The organism is Bdellovibrio bacteriovorus str. Tiberius (assembly GCF_000317895.1).
GTDB classification, from domain to species: domain Bacteria; phylum Bdellovibrionota; class Bdellovibrionia; order Bdellovibrionales; family Bdellovibrionaceae; genus Bdellovibrio; species Bdellovibrio bacteriovorus_F.
In genome coordinates this window covers 3,608,955-3,625,315 of sequence record NC_019567.1, presented here as the reverse complement: position 1 = coordinate 3,625,315, position 16,361 = coordinate 3,608,955, and the positions used below count along the sequence as shown (strand labels likewise).

The window sequence follows — 16,361 nt, the reverse complement described above, 5'->3', positions numbered from 1 at the left end:
GCCCCATTATCTTAATGAAGAACCGGATGTTGCAAGTAATGATTGATTTCGATGATTCGGTCCTGCTGACTGACGACAGAATCCTGAATCGCAACTAACTTTTGCATAAGGTTGTCTTTGGCAAGCCTAATGGCTTCAAAGATGTCCTCGTGGACGCCTTCGGCCTCTGCCTTCGCGCCGCCCTCGTTTAAGACGATGGCAATACGATACAGTTTCTTCAGGCCCTCGCGGGTGAATTCGCGCCCGTCTGTTTCATACTGGAGCGCAAGTTTTCGGGGATCCCGGGCGACTACCGCAACCACAGTCTGTGGAGTCACAAAGTGTTCAAACTCTGCGATCTGCTGGTAGATAAAGGACTTAACCTCAGGATTTTGCTCAATAAGCTCAATGGTGGGGTTGAGAAGGGTCGTCATAGGCGGCCTCCTTTTCCTCGTAGTTATAGTGTAACAATGGGGTCGAATTTTGTCTGGTCAAGAAAACTGGCACCGAAAAAATAATTTGAAATCGAATAGGTTTGCATTAGAATCCCGAAGCTGGACCAAGGACTTGTGTCAGATTGAGATGGAAAATATTAACTCAGAAATCAAACTAAACTCATCTTGGAAGCAGCATCTTCACCTCGAATTTGAAACCGAGCGCATGCAGAAGCTGAATAAATTTTTATCTGCTGAATACAAAGCGGGTAAGACAATTTATCCGTGTGGTGATGACTATTTCGCTGCGATGAATCTGACTCCTTTTGACAAAGTGAAAGTGGTGATCGTCGGGCAGGATCCTTATCACGGCCCCGGCCAGGCGCATGGACTTTGTTTTTCTGTACAAGACGGCGTTCGTTTTCCGCCGTCGCTTAGAAACATCTTTAAAGAGCTTCACGACGACGTGGGTGCGACCATTCCGCAAAGCGGTTCACTGACTAAGTGGGCCCAGGAAGGTGTTCTGTTGCTGAATGCTGTGCTGACAGTCGAGGACGGCAAAGCTGCTGCCCATCAGGGTAAAGGCTGGGAAGAGTTCACCGACAAGATCATCCACGTGCTGAACGAGGAAAAAGAAAATCTGGTGTTCATCCTGTGGGGTTCTTACGCGCAGAAAAAAGCGTCCTTCGTGGATCGCAAAAAACATCTGGTGCTTGAGGCCGTGCATCCGTCGCCGTTGTCCGCTCACCGCGGGTTCTTTGGGACCAAGCCTTTCTCCAAAACCAATGCCTATCTGAAATCCAAGGGTATTGGCGAAATCAACTGGAACCTGGTTTAACTCCTTCGGGAGGCGTCCAAAATAGATCCATCCCGGTGTTTTATATCAAGCCTGCAAGGGTAAAAGCTCTAGTCTTCGCTGGGGACCTTGGCTAAGATATAAGAAGGTCTCAATTATTCACAGGGAGGATTTATGAGATGGCTTGTTGTGGTGGCTTTCGTGGCACCCGTTTTTACAGGCTTGAATCTTGCGCAGGCAGGTCCGTCGATCCGTCTGGTCGCAAGTGAACACTCCACCATCACCGCAGACACCGTAAAAAGCATCCGTGCCGATGGCAACGGGCTGCTGGTGGTCTTTGTGAAAACTGCCGGAACCTATTATCTGGATCGTGATGTCATCAACTTTGAGACCTACCGCAAAAAGCTGGAAGAAAGTCTGAAACATCAGAAGCCTGTCAGCGTCAAGGCCGAGCAGCATCAGCTCAATATTGTTGAAGTAAAATAAGGCCCCGTTGTAAACTGGTCTCCGTCGTAAGGAGACCTTTTATGCGTCCTATTGCTGCTGCTTTTGTAGTGTTGTCCCTGGTATCCCAGTCCTTTGCCACTTCCGCTGACGAAGTGAAAACCAAAACCGCTGAAGCAGCGACCGCTGCGGCTGATTACACCAAAGAACAAAAAGAGCAGTTCCAAAAAGACATGGAAGAAAATCTGGCGAAAATGAAAAAAGAGATCGCCGAGATGAAAGAAGCTGCCTCCAAGAAATCCGGCGAAGCAAAAGCCGAGTACAACGACCAGATCAAAGCTTTGGAAAAAAAGCAGGAAGAAATGAAGAAAGATCTGGCGAAGATGAAAAAAAGCTCAGGCAAAGCCTGGGGCGAAATGAAAAACGGCATGAGCAAAGCGTGGGATGCAATCTCTGATTCCTACGGCAAAGCCAAAGCCCACCTGTCAGAAGAAAAATAATGAAAAAAAGCGCACTGCTCTTCACTACGGAACTGCCTCGTCCCGCTGACCTGGGGGAAGAGCTGTTGTTGATCTACGACGAGATCCTGCCTCGTAAATCCAAAGCCTTCAAAAAATGGATGGCGCAGTTTCCGCTGCGTTATTCGGTGAAGGCCGGGGAAGCCCTTAAATCCGTTCAAAACTTTCCAGAACATATCACCAAGATTGTGAAGCTGTGTGAAGGCGCTTCCAGCCGTCGTTTGACGGTGGTGGTGGCCGGTGGCGGCAGCGTCGGGGATTTTGGTGGCTTTGTTGCCAGCATCCTGAAGCGTGGCGTGCGTTTGGTGCACATGCCTAGCACCTGGCTTTCCGCGATTGATTCTGCTCACGGTGGAAAGACGGCTTTGAATGTGGGCTCTGCCAAAAACCAGATCGGTACATTTTATCCTGCCGACAAAATTGTCCTATCCCGTTCGCTGTTGATGGCTCAGCCGGATGTCCGGGCCTTTGAAGGCTTTGGCGAACTGTTAAAGATCGCTTTGATTGCCGGGGGACCGCTGTGGCGGGATTTGTCCAAAGAATATGAAGTCAACGCGGCGATACTGTGGAAATATCTTTCCAGTTCCATTGATGCCAAATACAAGGTTGTCGCCAAAGACCCGGAGGAAAAATCCGGTCATCGCCATATCCTGAATCTGGGGCACACTTTGGGTCACGTGCTGGAAACCCAGTACGAACTGCCGCACGGAGTGGCGATCAATTACGGGCTGGAGTTTGCTTTGCGTTTCAGCCTGCATAAAAAAATCATCACACCGGCTGAATACGAAAAACTGATGCTGTCCCCGGTGATGGGTTATCTGCTGTCGCCAGTGCGTGATGAATTGCTGCAAACCAAAGAATCGGTTTTGCGTGAATTCAGAAAGCAGCTTTTAAGTGACAAGAAAAAGACTTCGTCCGAAGTTCTGCGTTTCGTTTTCTTAAAAAAACCCGGCCACTGTGTCGTGCGTGAAGTCAGCGTGGATGACATCCTGGTGGAAGTCTGCCGCCAGAAGGAAGATGAACTCAATGGCTGATTTCCGTTTTCAGGGCGAGATTCCTGGTTCCAAATCCATTTTCAATCGCGCTTTGATCGTAAAAAGCTATTTCCCGGTGCTGGATCTGCAGGGGCATTCAGAATGTGACGACGTCGTTCACATGCGCGAGGGTCTTAAAGAAATCCGCGAACGCAGTCGTATTGATTGCGGCGAAGGCGGCACCACGTTCCGCTTTATGGCGCTTCGGGCGTCCCGCATGCGCGGGGTTCATACGTTGCAGGCCACTCCTCGCCTGTTGCAAAGACCGCAAAAAGGACTGTTGGATCTTTTGTCCCAGTTGGGGGTGCAAACCCAAATCAAGAATCGCGAGATGTTCGTGGTGTCTGAAGGCTGGAAGCGTTCGCGCACTCCTTTGAAAGTAAACACTTCTGAATCCAGTCAGTATGCTTCAGCCTTGATTCTGAACTGCTGGCTTTTGGATTTTGATATGGAATTTGAACTGGTCGGCGACAAGGTTTCTGAATCTTACTTCCAGTTGACCGTGCAAATGCTGAAAGAATTGGGCATGCGCATGCAGGTTCAGAGTAACAAGTACCTGATCCCTGCCGGCCAGCGCATCAGCAAGCTTGAATACCGTGTCGAGTCTGATCTAAGTTCGGCCTTCACCATGGCGTCTGCTGGCGCCCTGGTGGGCGGATCCAAACTTTTGAACTATCCGGTGAAAAGTTCCCAGCCTGACGGAGTCTTTGTCGAGATCTTCAAACAAATGAACATCGAAACAGAAATGTTCGAAGGTGCTTTGTGTGTAAAGCCTTCCACAGGCTTGCGTGCGGTGAATTGGGATCTTTATCAGTCCCCGGATCTGTTCCCGGTGCTGGCGGTGCTTTGCAGTTGGGCCAACGGCAGCTCCAAGCTTTACAATGCGCCTCACTTGGCGGCGAAAGAAAGCAATCGTATTGCCAAGATTGCTGATTTGTTTGAACGCCTGGGCATTTCCCATGAAGTCTTGCCGGATGGCATGATCATTCACGGCAACCCCCAGCAAAGCCTTAAAAAAGGCATCACTTTTGATTCCGATCAGGATCACCGCATGGTGATGGCGGCCACTTTGATGAAGCTAAAAGGCCATGACATCACCATTGAAAACCCCGAGGCCATCAATAAGAGTTTTCCAGAGTTCTGGGACATGATAGGTATCAAGGCATGATTACAGTCGTCGTTGGCCACCGCGGAACCGGAAAAACTGAAATGATGAAGCGTCTGCAGATATACCTGCGAGACGAATCCGCGGAAATCATCGACCTGGATGAATCCATCGAAGAAAAAATCGGAAAAACCATCCCCGAACTTTTCTTAGAGCACGGCGAGGCCTATTTCCGCGAGTTGGAGCGCCAGCTTTTCCTTGAGACTTTGCAAAAGCCCCACACGCAGATGTTCCTGGTGCTGGGGGCGGGCTTTGATCTGTCTGTGATCCCAGAAAACGTGCGCGTGCTGTGGGTTCGTCGTAACACCGATCTTGATGGTAGAATCTTCTTGAACCGCCCACGCCTGAACCCGGAATTGTCTCCGCTTGAAGAATTCCACAAGCGCGCCGTTGTGCGCGAAGCCCGTTATCGTGAACGAGCCGATGAAGTCTATCTGATGCCGGAAGGTCTTTTTGAAAATCGCCATCACGCCATGGCCGTTGAAAAAGCTCTTCTGACTCACAATCTGCATGACATCGGCGGTGCAGTGACGATTCCGGCGGAGGTGTTTGTCACCGAAAAACGCTGGGAACTTTTTAAAGCCCGCTTCCTGAACCGTGGTGTGGGCTTATTTGAATTGCGCGATGACTTGCTGACTTTTGATCAGATTCAGCGTGTGGTGCAGGAAATGGCCAGCGAGCGCCTGCTTTATTCTTTCCGCAAAGCCCCTGAAAATGCTGAAGCCCTGATGCAGGAACCTTTGATCGCCGTTTTAAACCGCGTGGCCTGGATCGACTGGGCGGTCGAACTGGGATCGCCGGAAGATCTGCTGCGTGTGATTTCATCTGATAAATTGGTTCTGTCTTTGCACGATGAATCCCTCAAAGAACTGTGGCAGCAGTTTGAAAAGAAGGCCGCGCATTTAAAGTATGCCCCGATGGTTGACACCTTCAGTGATCTGAAGAAAGGCCACGAATGGCAAAAAGCCGAAGCGTCCAAACGAAGCTTCCTTCCCAGATCCCCGGACGGGCGCTGGGAATGGTACCGACGTTTGCAAAAAGGCCATCAGCTGATTAATTTCTGGCGCGAAGGGGACGGCACCGCGGGTGATCAGCCGTCGCTGTGGGCGTGGATGATGACTCCGACGGTGGTGAATGGTTTTGCGGCGGTTCTGGGCGATCCTGTTCGTCACAGTTTTACTCCGCTAGAGCATTCTGACTTCTTCCACAAAATGAACCTGCCGGTTTTTGCCGTGGCGATTTCCCGTGAAGAATGGGATCAAGCCTTCCTGGTGGTGCAAGGCATGGGTCTTCGTTATGCGGCGGTCACGTCACCTCACAAAGAAAATGCCGCCAAAGTTTGCAAGCATGAATCCCTGAAAGCCGTGAACACTCTTTTCTGGAATGAAAAGATCAAATCATGGCAGGGGACGTCCACTGATGATCAGGGCTTTATGGAACTGATCGAAGGGGTCGGCATGATCGCACCTTTGCAAAAAGAAATTTTCGTTTGGGGCGGCGGTGGCGTGCTGGAAATGATTGAAAAAGCGGTGCCGCATGCAAGCTTCGTTTCTTCACGCACGGGAAAGCCCCGCACGGGATCTGAAGACGCCGAAACCCTTTCGCCCAAGATTGTGATCTGGGCGGCCCCGCGCGGACCTGAAACCCAGATGCCACCAGCGCACTGGAGCCCGGCGATGGTGTTTGATTTAAATTACAAAGAAGATTCCATGGGCCGTGAATATGCCCAGCGCTGTGGCGCCAACTATCAGTCCGGGCTTGTGATGTTCACAGCCCAGGCGCAAGGACAAAGAATGTTCTGGCGTAAGTCCGAGGAGAACGCATGAGTGCAAGTCAGTTCGGTTCCCGTTTTGTGATCACGACTTTCGGTGAAAGTCATGGGACCGCTTTGGGCGTGGTGATTGACGGCTGTCCAGCCGGTGTGAACTTTGACGAAGGTCTTTTAAGAAAAGAACTGGAACGTCGTCGTCCCGGTCATCATGGTTCAGGTCAGGTTGTATCCGGCCGCCAGGAAACAGATGCCCCGGAAGTCCTTAGCGGCGTTTTCGACGGCAAAACCCTGGGTACGCCAATGGCGATCATCGTGCGCAATCAGGATGCAAGATCTCAGGACTATTCTGCGATCAAAAATTCCCCGCGCGCAGGTCATGCCGACGACATGTGGAAGAATAAATTCGGTCACAGCGATCATCGTGGCGGTGGTAGATCTTCCGGGCGTGAAACCGTGTCCCGTGTGATGGCGGGTTCGGTGGCGCAGATGATGATGAAACACGTCAGTGCGCCGACCAAGGTGATTGGCTATGCCTCGCAAATCGGCCCGATGACTTTGACCGATGCTGAACGTAAAGAAGTCAGTAAGAAAGACATCGATTCATTCCAGGCAAGATTCCCGTCCAGCCGTGACCAGGAAGTGGCGGACCTTTTAAAGGAAGCCCAGGACAACGGGGAAAGCCACGGGGGCGTGGCTGAGATTCTGATTCAGAATCCTCCGGCGCATTTGGGTCAGCCGGTGTTTCATAAACTGAAATCCGATCTGGCGATGGCTTTCTTAAGTGTGGGCGCCACCAACGGCTTTGAATTGGGGTTGGGCTTTGAGTCCGCCGAAGTTAAAGGCACCGAGTTCCATCAGGGGCCGCAGGACGCCTATGGTGGTATCCGTGGTGGAATTTCCACCGGGGAAAGCATTCTGCTGCGGGTTTCTTTCAAACCCACAAGCTCGATTCTGGATGTGGCTAAAAAAGGCCGCCATGACCCGTGCATCGTGACCCGCGCGATCCCGGTGTTAGAGGCCATGACATGGCTGGTGTTGGCAGACCACTATTTGTGGTCTAAAACTGATCGCATCTAGAATTTATTTATAGACATCAGCTGCGGCGTTGATTGTCGTCGACGTACCTCTGGTACGGCTTCCTCCTCTCGCCTTGCATCTGATGCCTCTAAATAAATTCAAACAAGAGGTACTAAAATGGTTTCTGATATTTTCAATCCAGAGTGGTGGACGGAAGTTCCTGGTTTTAACTTCAAGGATATTACTTATCATCGCGCTAAAGATCAGGGCACTGTTCGTATTGCCTTCAATCGCCCTGAAGTGCGCAATGCCTTCCGCCCGCAAACGGTGGACGAGCTTTACACCGCTTTAGAGCACGCTCGTATCTCTGCGGATGTTGGTGTGGTTCTGATCACAGGCAATGGTCCGTCCCCGAAAGACGGTGGCTGGGCGTTCTGTTCTGGTGGTGACCAGCGCATTCGCGGTAAAGACGGCTACAAGTACGAAGAAAAAGAAGCTCAAGGCAAAATGGATCTGGCGCGCTTGGGTCGTTTGCACATTTTGGAAGTTCAACGTCTGATTCGTTTCATGCCGAAAGTGGTTGTGGCGGTTGTTCCCGGCTGGTCCGTGGGCGGCGGTCATTCCCTGCACGTGGTGTGTGATATGACGATCGCCAGCCAAGAGCACGCGATCTTCAAACAAACGGACCCGGACGTGGCAAGCTTCGATTCCGGTTACGGTTCGGCGTACCTGGCTCGCATGGTGGGTCAGAAGCGCGCGCGTGAAATTTTCTTCCTGGGGCGCAATTACACGGCTCAAGAGGCCTTCGATATGGGCATGGTGAACGCCGTGGTTCCGCACAAGGATCTTGAAAAAGTGGCGTTGGAATGGGCAAAAGAAATGAACTCAAAAAGCCCGACAGCGATGCGTATGCTGAAGTATGGTTTCAACATGATCGATGACGGTCTTGTGGGTCAGCAACTGTTTGCCGGAGAGGCGACTCGCTTGGCTTACGGAACTGAAGAAGCGGTGGAAGGACGTAATTCCTTCGTTGAAAAACGTCCGAAGGATTTCTCTAAATTCCCTTGGCATTACTAGGTTCCAGATACAGAAAATAATAAACTCTTAAAAACACGGTCCGAAAGACCGTGTTTTTTTATTTAAAACCAGCCCAACGATTTGAAAATCCCTATCAAGTGCCAGTGCTTGAATACAGCTGTCTTTGTTTGATGCCTGGGAGGACAATAGGGGCATGAAACCAGCTATCTTCTTCCTACTGTTAGTGTTCGTAGGACTGGCATTCTGGGGATGCCCAACGAAGAAGTATATTCCTGATCCAACACCACCAAAACCTGAAGTGCAGATCCAAACCATGCGTTATGATGAGGTTTTAAGACAGCATGGGCAGGCCCCACCTGTGGGACCTCGCCAGGACCATCGCCGAATGCTGGCCATGAATTACTAGAAAATACTGATTCCGACAGACAGGAAGGTTTCGGAAGAATCCTGCGGGCTCATGCCGGCTTCAATGTTAAAGCCCATGCCTGACAGATAGATCATGGCATAGTTGCGTTCGTTGTATTCTTCAAACGTCAATCGCTTGTAACCAGCACCGGCATAGAACGGCAGGAAGTTCGAGGTTTCAAAGTACCAGCGATAAGCCAAAGCAAAACCGCGGTATTCGATGTCTTCTTTGGAAGAAGATACGGAACGTTCCACACCCACCAGAAAGCGGTCACGCAACCAGATGCTTAGGTCCAACGCCAGGGCATTGTCCTTAATTTCTTTGCCGTTGTGGTGAAGGCTGACGAAGGTTTCTTTTACGTTCAAATCAAAGCTGGCTTTGGCGTCTTGGGAGGTGAACGTGCGGGACGGCTGGTCTTTCAGCATCGCCAGTTTCGCCGGGTGAATCATGCGCCCGATGCTGCCAGCAGCTTTGCGCACGTACTTGGCGGAAACCACACCGATGATTTGGCCCTGATCATTCAAAACCGCACCGCCGGAATTTCCCGGGGACACCGACATGTCGGTCAGGAAGTTTTTGTCAGAATTGATTTTCGTGACCATGCCTTTGGTGAAGTTAAAAAGCATGTCGTTGTTCAGATTCGTATCGAAATCAAGTCGGGTGCCGAAAGGGTGGCCAATGGTGGCGCACTCCTGGCCGACTTTGATCGAAGCAAGATTTGCAAACGTCAACGGAGTTGCTTTGGCCGGCGCATCCAAGGTCAGAATCGCAATATCATTGTCTTTATCCCAGCGGCTGATGGTGGCCGTTTGCTGGGTCACGACTTTGTCGTTTTCAAGCCATTGAACGGTGATGGGACGAAGATCAAAAACACAGTGACGGGCCGTCAGAATTTCAGTTGGGGAAATCAGGGCGCCGGAACAAACGCCGCCTTTAGAGCGGATCACCGGGATGGCGGGACGCGCTTTTTCAAAAACCGCAGACCATACGGTGTCTGCGGCAGTTGCGGGAAAAGCCACTGCCATCAAAAGAACGCCCAATAGGAATTTCATAAATTATTTTACGGTGCCTTTATAGATGTAAGCGATACCACCGGTCAGGGTGATGTATTCCATTTTGGAATAAGCGCCGCTTTCTTTCATCAGATCCAGGAAACCTTCACGGCAAGGGAACGCCGCAGATGATTTTTGCAGGTACTCGTAAGCTTCTTTCTGGCCCGTTACGATGCCGCCGATTTTAGGCAGGATGTTCTGGGAATAGAAATTGTAAAGCGCACCGAACACCGGAATGTTCACCTGACCGAATTCCAAAACCATCACTTTGCCGCCCGGACGAGTGACGCGCGCCATTTCTTTCAGCGCTTTCACCGGATCACCGACGTTGCGGATACCGAAAGAGATGCTGGAAACATCGAAGCTGTTGTCAGCGTACTGAAGCTGGGTCACGTCGGCTTGTTCAAAAGTGATGTCCAGACCGCGCTCTTTGGCTTTGCCCGGAGCCGGGATCAGCATTTCTGCGCAGAAGTCAGTTCCAGTTACAGCACCAGTGCCGACAGTTTTTTTGAACTCAATCGCCAGGTCGCCTGTGCCAGTGGCACAATCCAAAACCTGATCACCGGCTTTGGCGCCGCTGTACTTCACCAGTTTTTTTCTCCACAGATGGTGGATGCCCATGGAAAGGACGTTGTTGCCCTTGTCATAGTTCGCCGCCACTTTGGAAAACATGCTTCTGATGATTTCAGGATTTGGAGAGTGACCGTTAGACATAAACTTCCGCCTTGTGCGCTTTGTGCAGTGGACGGTCGATAGCCGTCAGGATTCTATCAAGCTTCTTCATCATCACCGAGAAGTCATTCAGGGTCAGTGCCTGCATACCATCAGACAGAGCCTCTGCCGGACGAGGGTGAACTTCGACGATGATGCCATCGGCACCCACAGCGGCGGCTGCATAAGCCAGATCCGGAACCAAAGCGCGGATGCCCACTGCGTGAGAAGGATCCACGATCACCGGAAGGTGCGTGTTCTTTTTGGCAAAAGCCACAGCATTCAGATCCAGAGTGTTGCGGGTCGCAGTTTCGAAAGTGCGGATACCACGTTCACACAGGATCACATTCTGGTTGCCCATTTTGGTGACGTATTCAGAGGCTTTGATCCATTCGTCGATGTAGGCAGCCAGGCCGCGTTTCAACAACACAGGTTTTTTCTGACGGCCCAGTTCTTTCAGCAGCTCATAGTTTTGCATGCTGCGGGAACCAACCTGGAAGCATTCCACGATATCGTAGACTTCTTCGATTTGACGGATGTCAGTCACTTCGGACACAAGGCTCATGTTCAGTTCTTTGCAAACAGTGCGAACCATGTCGAAAGAGTTTGCGCCCAGGCCCTGGAAAGCCGTTGGGGAGGTGCGCATTTTCCAGATGCCACCACGAAGCAGGTGTGCGCCCGCGGCTTTTACACCGGAAGCGGTTTCCATGAACTGTGCCTGGCTTTCGATAGAACAAGGGCCGGCGATCACGGTGAAATTAGGTCCCCCGATATCAAAACCGCCGACATTGACAATTTGGGTTGAGGGACTTGTTTGCATAGTTTGCGTTTCCATAATACGAACTTCTTCTCGCCCTTGTTTTAACATTTTCACAACTACTAAGTTGAAAAAAGAGGGTCCTTTTGTGGATCGGCAGAATAGCATAACGCTCGAAGGCATTACAAACTTTTTGCAGGCAGGGGCCCTCTTGCGACATGGAAACCAATGGATTCTCATTGAGGGGCCTTTCGCTGCGGAACCAACCCCAAATAGTGTCGAAATTTCAGTATTTTGCCCCGATTTCTATGATCTGACGACCCCGGCTCGCTGGTTCGGGAAAGCCCGCCACGTGCTGTCGACAGAGGATTTGCGTCGCATTTGTGAGGTCTACTTGGCTCAAGGGCCTCGTACTGCGGAGCCCTTAATGACCGCACCATGGGAAGAACCCCGCTTGGAGGACTTCGCCGAAGCCCTTTCTGTGATCCAGTCCCGCATTGAAAAAAACGAAATTCAGAAAGCCGTGCCGGTGGTGTTTGCGCGTTCGGCGCAGACGGTGACGGCGGGGGATCGTGCGCGCTTGTTGCTGAAATTGTCTGAAGCTCCGGCGACGTTGTTTGTTTATGGATTCTGGAAAGACGGCGAAGGTGTGCTGGGGGCGACGCCGGAAACACTCTTTGATTTTTCCAAAGGTGTTTTAAAGACCATGGCTTTGGCGGGCACCTGCCCAAAAAGTGAAAGCACCGAGCGTGAATCGCTTTTGAATGATGAAAAGGAAATGTATGAACACCGTCTGGTGGTGGAAGACATCACCGAGCGTCTGTCTGCTTGGGGCACCGTGCGGGCCTCAGCGCCGTATATTCTGGAACTGCCAACCCTGTATCACCTGAAAACCGACATCAGCGTGGTTTGCCAGAAACAGCCGGATTTTGTGCAGCTGGTGAAAGCCCTGCATCCGACGCCGGCCTTGGGGGTGGCGCCACGGTCCGCGGGCTACACTTGGATGCAGGCATTGCCAGGACAGCAGGGGCGTCGCTGGTATGGCGGGCCGGTGGCTTTTATGGGGCCTGAGGAGGCCCTGTGTCTTGTCGGCATTCGCAATTTGCAGTGGAGTCAAGACTCTGCGATGATTGGTTCCGGTTGCGGCGTGGTCGCAGCCAGTGAACTGGAAAGAGAATGGCGGGAGCTTTTCCAAAAGCGTCTGTCCGTGAAAAAGATATTGGGGCTTGAAGTATGACAAACATGGAACTTGCAGCAAAAGTCATTCAGGAACTGGTGCACACCGGGGTCAGAGAATTCATTCTTTGTGCCGGCGCCCGCAACAGCCCGATGGTTCACATTCTGGATGAATGCAAGCACCTGAAAGTTTATTCCTTCTTTGAAGAACGTGCCGCAGGCTTCTTTGCTCTGGGCCGTATCGCCAGCACCCGTCGTCCGGTGGCGGTGATCACCACTTCCGGAACGGCCGTGGCGGAATTGCTGCCCGCGGCAGTGGAAGGCACTTATTCCTCTTTGCCTTTGATCATGGTGACGGCGGATCGTCCGAAACACTATCGTGGTTCCGGGGCGCCGCAGACGATTGAACAGGTTGGTATTTTCTCTTACTACAACGAAGTGGCTTTGGACCTGGACAGTGAAAACTCGCATCTGTCATTCAAGTCGCTTTCCTGGAAAAAACCAATTCACGTCAATGTCAGCTTTGAAGAGCCGCTGATCGACGGTCCGGTTCCGCAAATTCACATTCCAAGTGTTTCTGAGCGCACGAAGCTGCCAGTGCAAATTCCACTGGGCACGCTGAAAGAAATGGAAACTTTCGTGAACACCCACAAGCCATTGGTGATGGTGGGGATTCTGCCGGAAAAAGCTTACGGCACTGTTTTGGATTTCCTGAAGCAGTACAAGGCGCCGGTTTATTGTGAAGGCATTTCCAGTCTGCGCGGACATCCTGATTTGAAGGATGTTGAAATCAGATCCGGCGAAAAGATGATTCATCGTGTTTTGGAGATGGGCGTTTGTGATTCCATCTTGCGCATCGGTGGTATTCCAACGGCGCGTGTGTGGCGTGATCTGGAAGACAAATACAAAGAGCTTCCGGTTTTCTCGGTCAGCTTCAATCACTTCACGGGTCTAAGCCGTCCGGTTCAGCACTGCAATTCTTTGGATTTGCTAAGTCAGGTGGAATTCTCGTACCCGCATCACGAAAACGTGAAGGTGAATATCGAGGACGCGGCTCGCGCAACGCAGATTCGGCAGCTGCTGGATAAATATCCTGATTCCGAGCAGGGCATGATCTATGCGATTTCAAAACGCATGAAGGGCTCGTCGGTTTATCTTGGAAATTCGCTGCCGATCCGTGAATGGGATTCCAGCTCTTCGCATGACTTCCCACCGGCGCGTGTGGCGGCCAACCGTGGTGCCAACGGTATCGACGGACAGATCTCCACATTCCTGGGCTGGGCCCATCCGGAGCTTGAAAACTGGTGTCTTGTTGGAGATTTAACAGCGCTGTATGATTTATCGTCACTTTGGGTAACTTCCCAACTGGATGCGAAAAAATTCCGCGTTGTTGTGATTAATAATGGCGGGGGGCAGATTTTCCACCGCATGTTTAAGAAAGAGATTTTCATAAACAAACACCAGATTTCTTTCGAATCGTGGGCAAAGATGTGGAACTGGTCCTACGACAAATGGCATACTATTCCAGAAGACAACAAAGAGTTGAACCTGGCGGACCATCAGATCATTGAGCTGAGTCCTAACTGGGAACACACTCAGGAATTCTGGAAGGAGTACGACTCGTTGTGGAAAGAGTGAATCTCTTCTTCCTTCATGGCTTCCTCGGAAGACCAACGGACTGGGCGCTTGTAAAGGCGCACTTGCCGCAAACTGAAGGACTGCGCATTTTTACACCTGATTATTTCAAAGAGCTTTCCTTGGGACCGACGCATTCGTTCGAGACCTGGGCCGAGAACTTTGTCAGATGGGTCGAAATTCACGGCGGTGGCAGTGCTTCCCGCAATGTTGTGGTCGGTTATTCTTTGGGTGGTCGTCTGGCACTGCATGCGCTGGAAAGAAAGCCCGCTCTGTTTTACAAAGTCATGCTGGTGTCCACCAATCCCGGCTTTAATGACATGCATGAATCCTTTGATCCTATTTCTGAAGAGCGCCGTCAGCGCTGGATGAATGATTCCTATTGGGCTGAGGAATTTTTAAAGGCTCCGTGGGACATGGTTTTGCGCAACTGGAATGCCCAGCCGGTGTTTGGCGGGGCTGAGGCTGAGCCATCGCGCTCAGAAAAAGAATACTCCCGCGAAACGCTCAGTCTGGCTCTGACTCAGTGGTCCCTGGCGCAGCAGAAAAACATGCGCGGTTTGCTGGAAAAGCAGAATCAAAAGCTGATCTGGATGGTCGGGGAACGTGACGAAAAGTTCCTGGATATGTCCCGTCGACTGACGGAAGAGGTTCCGGGGTTCCACTTTGAAACAGTGCCCTCTTCCAGTCATCGGGTTTTATTCGACAGCCCCAAAGAATTGGGCGAAAGAATTCGTCAGCTTTTACAGAAGCTTCTTTGAATTATCATCAATCCACTGGCGATATTTAATCACATTCATATAGATCGATTTGTCTTTGCAGAGGTCTTTATTTTCGATGTACTGGCTTTTTTGGCTGGCTTTGACTTCACCAGGAACAGTCCACGAAATCGCAGATGCCACGCCGACTACATAGTCTTTGCCTGAATAGCGCATCAGGGCCGGACCGCCAGAATCCCCATTGCAGATGCCTTTGCCGTCTTCCTGATTGATATAAAACTGAGTTTCGTCACTGCTGAAATGACTGATGGTCAGATCCACGTGGCGCAGTTTGCCTGAACCTTGAGTGTCATCCGCCGAAGTTTTTTTGCCCGAGATGCGCCCGTAACCAGCCGCGGTGAAAATCAGATCTTTGCTGATAGGGAATTTGGAATCCGGCAGGGTCAATGGACGATAGAATGCCGGTGCATCCTCTTTCATCGAGATCAAAGCAATGTCATTGCGCTCGGTGGAGTTTAATTTTTTGTATTTGTCGTGAGTGGCCACCTTGTGGGCCTTTTTCATGACGTATTGACCAGCCAGCGGGTTCAGGCCGAAAGCCAAAGTCAGACCCTCGGCGCCTTTACCCACACAGTGAGCGGCGGTCAGAATCAGGCGCTTTGAAATCAAGGCGCCAGTGCAGTATGTTTTTGTCGGGTTGTCATAGATTAAAACCACATACTGGGAAACGATGTTGTCTTTGGCGGTTATGGTACCGCCGACAATGGCCGTGTCGTCCGGAGTCGGGGAATAGGCTGCTTCATAGCCTCCGCAAGCCGAAAGAATCAAAACGATGAAAGAGCTAACGTACAACTTCGTTTTCATAATTCCCCGGACTATTTAGGCATCAGCTGATTCGGATCGACCAGAGAACTGGTTAGTCTGGTGACCATGCGGTTGATCCAGGATTTGTAGTACAGGGTGCTGGTGAAAGCTGCGTACTGAGAGCAGTCGTTGTTTTCATCTTTTACACCACGGCTGGTGATGCCCATCAGGTACAGTTTGCCGTTTTGCTCAAGGTACGCAGGTCCTCCGGAGTCACCGTGGCAGGCTCCTGTGCCTTGAGTCTGATCCACAAGGAATTCAGAAGTGCTGTAGTTTGGATTGTCGATTTTAACTTTTGTCGTGCGCAAAGTGCCGATGCCCGCGCCGGTTTTGCCGTCAGCAATGCCATAGCCTGCAAGAACGATCTCTGCGCCTTTTTTGATGTTGCGTTTGTTGCCCAGAAGCGTGGCTGGCTTATAGCCTGCCGGAAGTTCGCCCGAGAATTTGATAAGAGCAATGTCACCGGTGTCGAAGTCTTCACCTTGGCGGTTTTCCCAGTACTGGGAAATTTCCACTTTTTCAACCTTGCGGTGTTCGCTGGTGGCAGTGATTGCTGTGCCGAAGAACACGTACATGTCTTCCTGGAAAAGACCGATGCAGTGAGCGGCTGTCAGAACGATATTGTTGGTAAGAAGTGAACCTGTACAGATTTGCCCCTCGAAGGCGTCATATACAGCCACGATGCTTTGGCTCATGGAGTCTTCGGACTTTAATTCCGTTCCCCCGATGATTCCGTCTCCAGATGTCAGAATGCTGGAGTCGTTTTTCTGTGGCGCGCAGGCTGAAAGTGCCAGACTTGCCATGATCCCCGAAATTAGCAACTTATTCAGTTTCACTAAAATCCC

At 51.1% G+C, this 16,361-nt stretch carries 18 protein-coding genes; 12 read left to right on the top strand and 6 right to left on the bottom strand.

Features of this window, described 5'->3' with window-relative positions:
• Positions 1–11: 11 nt before the first annotated feature.
• Positions 12–413, bottom strand: coding sequence for a hypothetical protein (locus tag BDT_RS17085; RefSeq protein ID WP_011165831.1), 402 nt, complete (start codon positions 411–413; stop codon positions 12–14).
• 148 nt (positions 414–561) lie between these two features.
• On the opposite strand from BDT_RS17085, the gene ung reads away from it, so the two are divergent.
• From ung to BDT_RS17040, 9 genes are all read left to right on the top strand, one after another.
• On the top strand, positions 562–1,251 hold the full coding sequence (gene ung, locus BDT_RS17080) for a uracil-DNA glycosylase (protein WP_015092490.1): 690 nt from the start codon (positions 562–564) through the stop codon (positions 1,249–1,251).
• Positions 1,252–1,383: 132 nt separating this feature from the next.
• Positions 1,384–1,695, top strand: coding sequence for a hypothetical protein (locus BDT_RS17075; protein WP_041578017.1), 312 nt, complete (start codon positions 1,384–1,386; stop codon positions 1,693–1,695).
• A 41-nt stretch (positions 1,696–1,736) separates the two neighbouring features.
• A complete protein-coding gene (locus BDT_RS17070; protein WP_041578016.1) occupies positions 1,737–2,153 on the top strand; it encodes a hypothetical protein in 417 nt (138 codons plus the stop codon).
• Complete coding sequence (locus BDT_RS17065; protein ID WP_015092487.1) at positions 2,153–3,205, top strand: 3-dehydroquinate synthase family protein; 1,053 nt, start codon at positions 2,153–2,155, stop codon at positions 3,203–3,205. Before BDT_RS17070 ends, BDT_RS17065 begins: the two co-directional genes overlap by 1 nt.
• Positions 3,198–4,373: a 3-phosphoshikimate 1-carboxyvinyltransferase gene (locus BDT_RS17060; RefSeq protein WP_015092486.1), complete on the top strand. Its 1,176-nt coding sequence runs from the start codon at positions 3,198–3,200 to the stop codon at positions 4,371–4,373. Before BDT_RS17065 ends, BDT_RS17060 begins: the two co-directional genes overlap by 8 nt.
• Positions 4,370–6,196, top strand: a complete 1,827-nt coding sequence (locus BDT_RS17055; RefSeq protein ID WP_015092485.1) for a shikimate kinase — start codon at positions 4,370–4,372, stop codon at positions 6,194–6,196. Before BDT_RS17060 ends, BDT_RS17055 begins: the two co-directional genes overlap by 4 nt.
• A complete protein-coding gene (gene aroC / locus BDT_RS17050) occupies positions 6,193–7,218 on the top strand; it encodes a chorismate synthase (RefSeq protein ID WP_015092484.1) in 1,026 nt (341 codons plus the stop codon). The genes BDT_RS17055 and aroC overlap by 4 nt, the downstream gene beginning before the upstream one ends.
• Before the next feature lie 117 nt (positions 7,219–7,335).
• Positions 7,336–8,235 carry a 1,4-dihydroxy-2-naphthoyl-CoA synthase gene (locus BDT_RS17045; protein WP_015092483.1) on the top strand — a complete coding sequence of 300 codons (900 nt, stop codon included), beginning with the start codon at positions 7,336–7,338 and terminating at the stop codon, positions 8,233–8,235.
• 154 nt (positions 8,236–8,389) lie between these two features.
• Complete coding sequence (locus BDT_RS17040; RefSeq protein ID WP_041578014.1) at positions 8,390–8,602, top strand: hypothetical protein; 213 nt, start codon at positions 8,390–8,392, stop codon at positions 8,600–8,602.
• Here the strand turns inward: BDT_RS17040 and BDT_RS17035 are convergent.
• The 3 genes from BDT_RS17035 to aroF are packed head-to-tail and all read right to left on the bottom strand — an operon-like array spanning position 8,599 to position 11,233.
• Positions 8,599–9,654, bottom strand: coding sequence for a S1 family peptidase (locus tag BDT_RS17035; protein ID WP_015092481.1), 1,056 nt, complete (start codon positions 9,652–9,654; stop codon positions 8,599–8,601). The two genes, BDT_RS17040 and BDT_RS17035, sit on opposite strands and share 4 nt — an antisense overlap.
• 3 nt (positions 9,655–9,657) lie before the next feature.
• The gene (gene ubiE / locus BDT_RS17030) at positions 9,658–10,368 is read right to left on the bottom strand and encodes a bifunctional demethylmenaquinone methyltransferase/2-methoxy-6-polyprenyl-1,4-benzoquinol methylase UbiE (protein ID WP_015092480.1); all 711 of its coding nucleotides are present in this window, start codon (positions 10,366–10,368) and stop codon (positions 9,658–9,660) included.
• Positions 10,361–11,233 carry a 3-deoxy-7-phosphoheptulonate synthase gene (gene aroF, locus BDT_RS17025; RefSeq protein WP_419144697.1) on the bottom strand — a complete coding sequence of 291 codons (873 nt, stop codon included), beginning with the start codon at positions 11,231–11,233 and terminating at the stop codon, positions 10,361–10,363. Before aroF ends, ubiE begins: the two co-directional genes overlap by 8 nt.
• A 316-nt stretch (positions 11,234–11,549) precedes the next feature.
• On the opposite strand from aroF, the gene BDT_RS17020 reads away from it, so the two are divergent.
• Genes BDT_RS17020 through BDT_RS17010 form a run of 3 tightly spaced genes read left to right on the top strand, consistent with a single transcriptional unit; the run spans position 11,550 to position 14,694 of the window.
• Positions 11,550–12,359, top strand: coding sequence for a chorismate-binding protein (locus BDT_RS17020; protein WP_015092478.1), 810 nt, complete (start codon positions 11,550–11,552; stop codon positions 12,357–12,359).
• A gap of 5 nt (positions 12,360–12,364) precedes the next feature.
• Positions 12,365–13,936 carry a 2-succinyl-5-enolpyruvyl-6-hydroxy-3-cyclohexene-1-carboxylic-acid synthase gene (gene menD, locus BDT_RS17015; RefSeq protein ID WP_015092477.1) on the top strand — a complete coding sequence of 524 codons (1,572 nt, stop codon included), beginning with the start codon at positions 12,365–12,367 and terminating at the stop codon, positions 13,934–13,936.
• Positions 13,924–14,694: an alpha/beta fold hydrolase gene (locus tag BDT_RS17010; protein ID WP_235046179.1), complete on the top strand. Its 771-nt coding sequence runs from the start codon at positions 13,924–13,926 to the stop codon at positions 14,692–14,694. The genes menD and BDT_RS17010 overlap by 13 nt, the downstream gene beginning before the upstream one ends.
• Here BDT_RS17010 and BDT_RS17005 read toward each other — a convergent pair.
• Entirely contained in the window at positions 14,677–15,516 is an 840-nt protein-coding gene (locus BDT_RS17005; protein ID WP_015092474.1) for a S1 family peptidase, read from the bottom strand. The two genes, BDT_RS17010 and BDT_RS17005, sit on opposite strands and share 18 nt — an antisense overlap.
• Positions 15,517–15,527: 11 nt before the next feature.
• Complete coding sequence (locus BDT_RS17000) at positions 15,528–16,352, bottom strand: S1 family peptidase (protein ID WP_235046178.1); 825 nt, start codon at positions 16,350–16,352, stop codon at positions 15,528–15,530.
• Positions 16,353–16,361 lie beyond the last annotated feature (9 nt).

Coding starts and splice junctions, on each gene's coding strand:
- BDT_RS17020 (WP_015092478.1), top strand. CDS start 11,550: ATGACCGCACCATGGGAAGAACCCCGCTTGGAGGACTTCGCCGAAGCC.
- menD (WP_015092477.1), top strand. CDS start 12,365: ATGGAACTTGCAGCAAAAGTCATTCAGGAACTGGTGCACACCGGGGTC.
- BDT_RS17085 (WP_011165831.1), bottom strand. CDS start 413: ATGACGACCCTTCTCAACCCCACCATTGAGCTTATTGAGCAAAATCCT.
- BDT_RS17075 (WP_041578017.1), top strand. CDS start 1,384: ATGAGATGGCTTGTTGTGGTGGCTTTCGTGGCACCCGTTTTTACAGGC.
- BDT_RS17035 (WP_015092481.1), bottom strand. CDS start 9,654: ATGAAATTCCTATTGGGCGTTCTTTTGATGGCAGTGGCTTTTCCCGCA.
- BDT_RS17005 (WP_015092474.1), bottom strand. CDS start 15,516: ATGAAAACGAAGTTGTACGTTAGCTCTTTCATCGTTTTGATTCTTTCG.
- aroF (WP_419144697.1), bottom strand. CDS start 11,233: ATGTTAAAACAAGGGCGAGAAGAAGTTCGTATTATGGAAACGCAAACT.
- BDT_RS17045 (WP_015092483.1), top strand. CDS start 7,336: ATGGTTTCTGATATTTTCAATCCAGAGTGGTGGACGGAAGTTCCTGGT.
- BDT_RS17040 (WP_041578014.1), top strand. CDS start 8,390: ATGAAACCAGCTATCTTCTTCCTACTGTTAGTGTTCGTAGGACTGGCA.
- aroC (WP_015092484.1), top strand. CDS start 6,193: ATGAGTGCAAGTCAGTTCGGTTCCCGTTTTGTGATCACGACTTTCGGT.
- BDT_RS17055 (WP_015092485.1), top strand. CDS start 4,370: ATGATTACAGTCGTCGTTGGCCACCGCGGAACCGGAAAAACTGAAATG.
- BDT_RS17065 (WP_015092487.1), top strand. CDS start 2,153: ATGAAAAAAAGCGCACTGCTCTTCACTACGGAACTGCCTCGTCCCGCT.
- ung (WP_015092490.1), top strand. CDS start 562: ATGGAAAATATTAACTCAGAAATCAAACTAAACTCATCTTGGAAGCAG.
- BDT_RS17060 (WP_015092486.1), top strand. CDS start 3,198: ATGGCTGATTTCCGTTTTCAGGGCGAGATTCCTGGTTCCAAATCCATT.
- ubiE (WP_015092480.1), bottom strand. CDS start 10,368: ATGTCTAACGGTCACTCTCCAAATCCTGAAATCATCAGAAGCATGTTT.
- BDT_RS17070 (WP_041578016.1), top strand. CDS start 1,737: ATGCGTCCTATTGCTGCTGCTTTTGTAGTGTTGTCCCTGGTATCCCAG.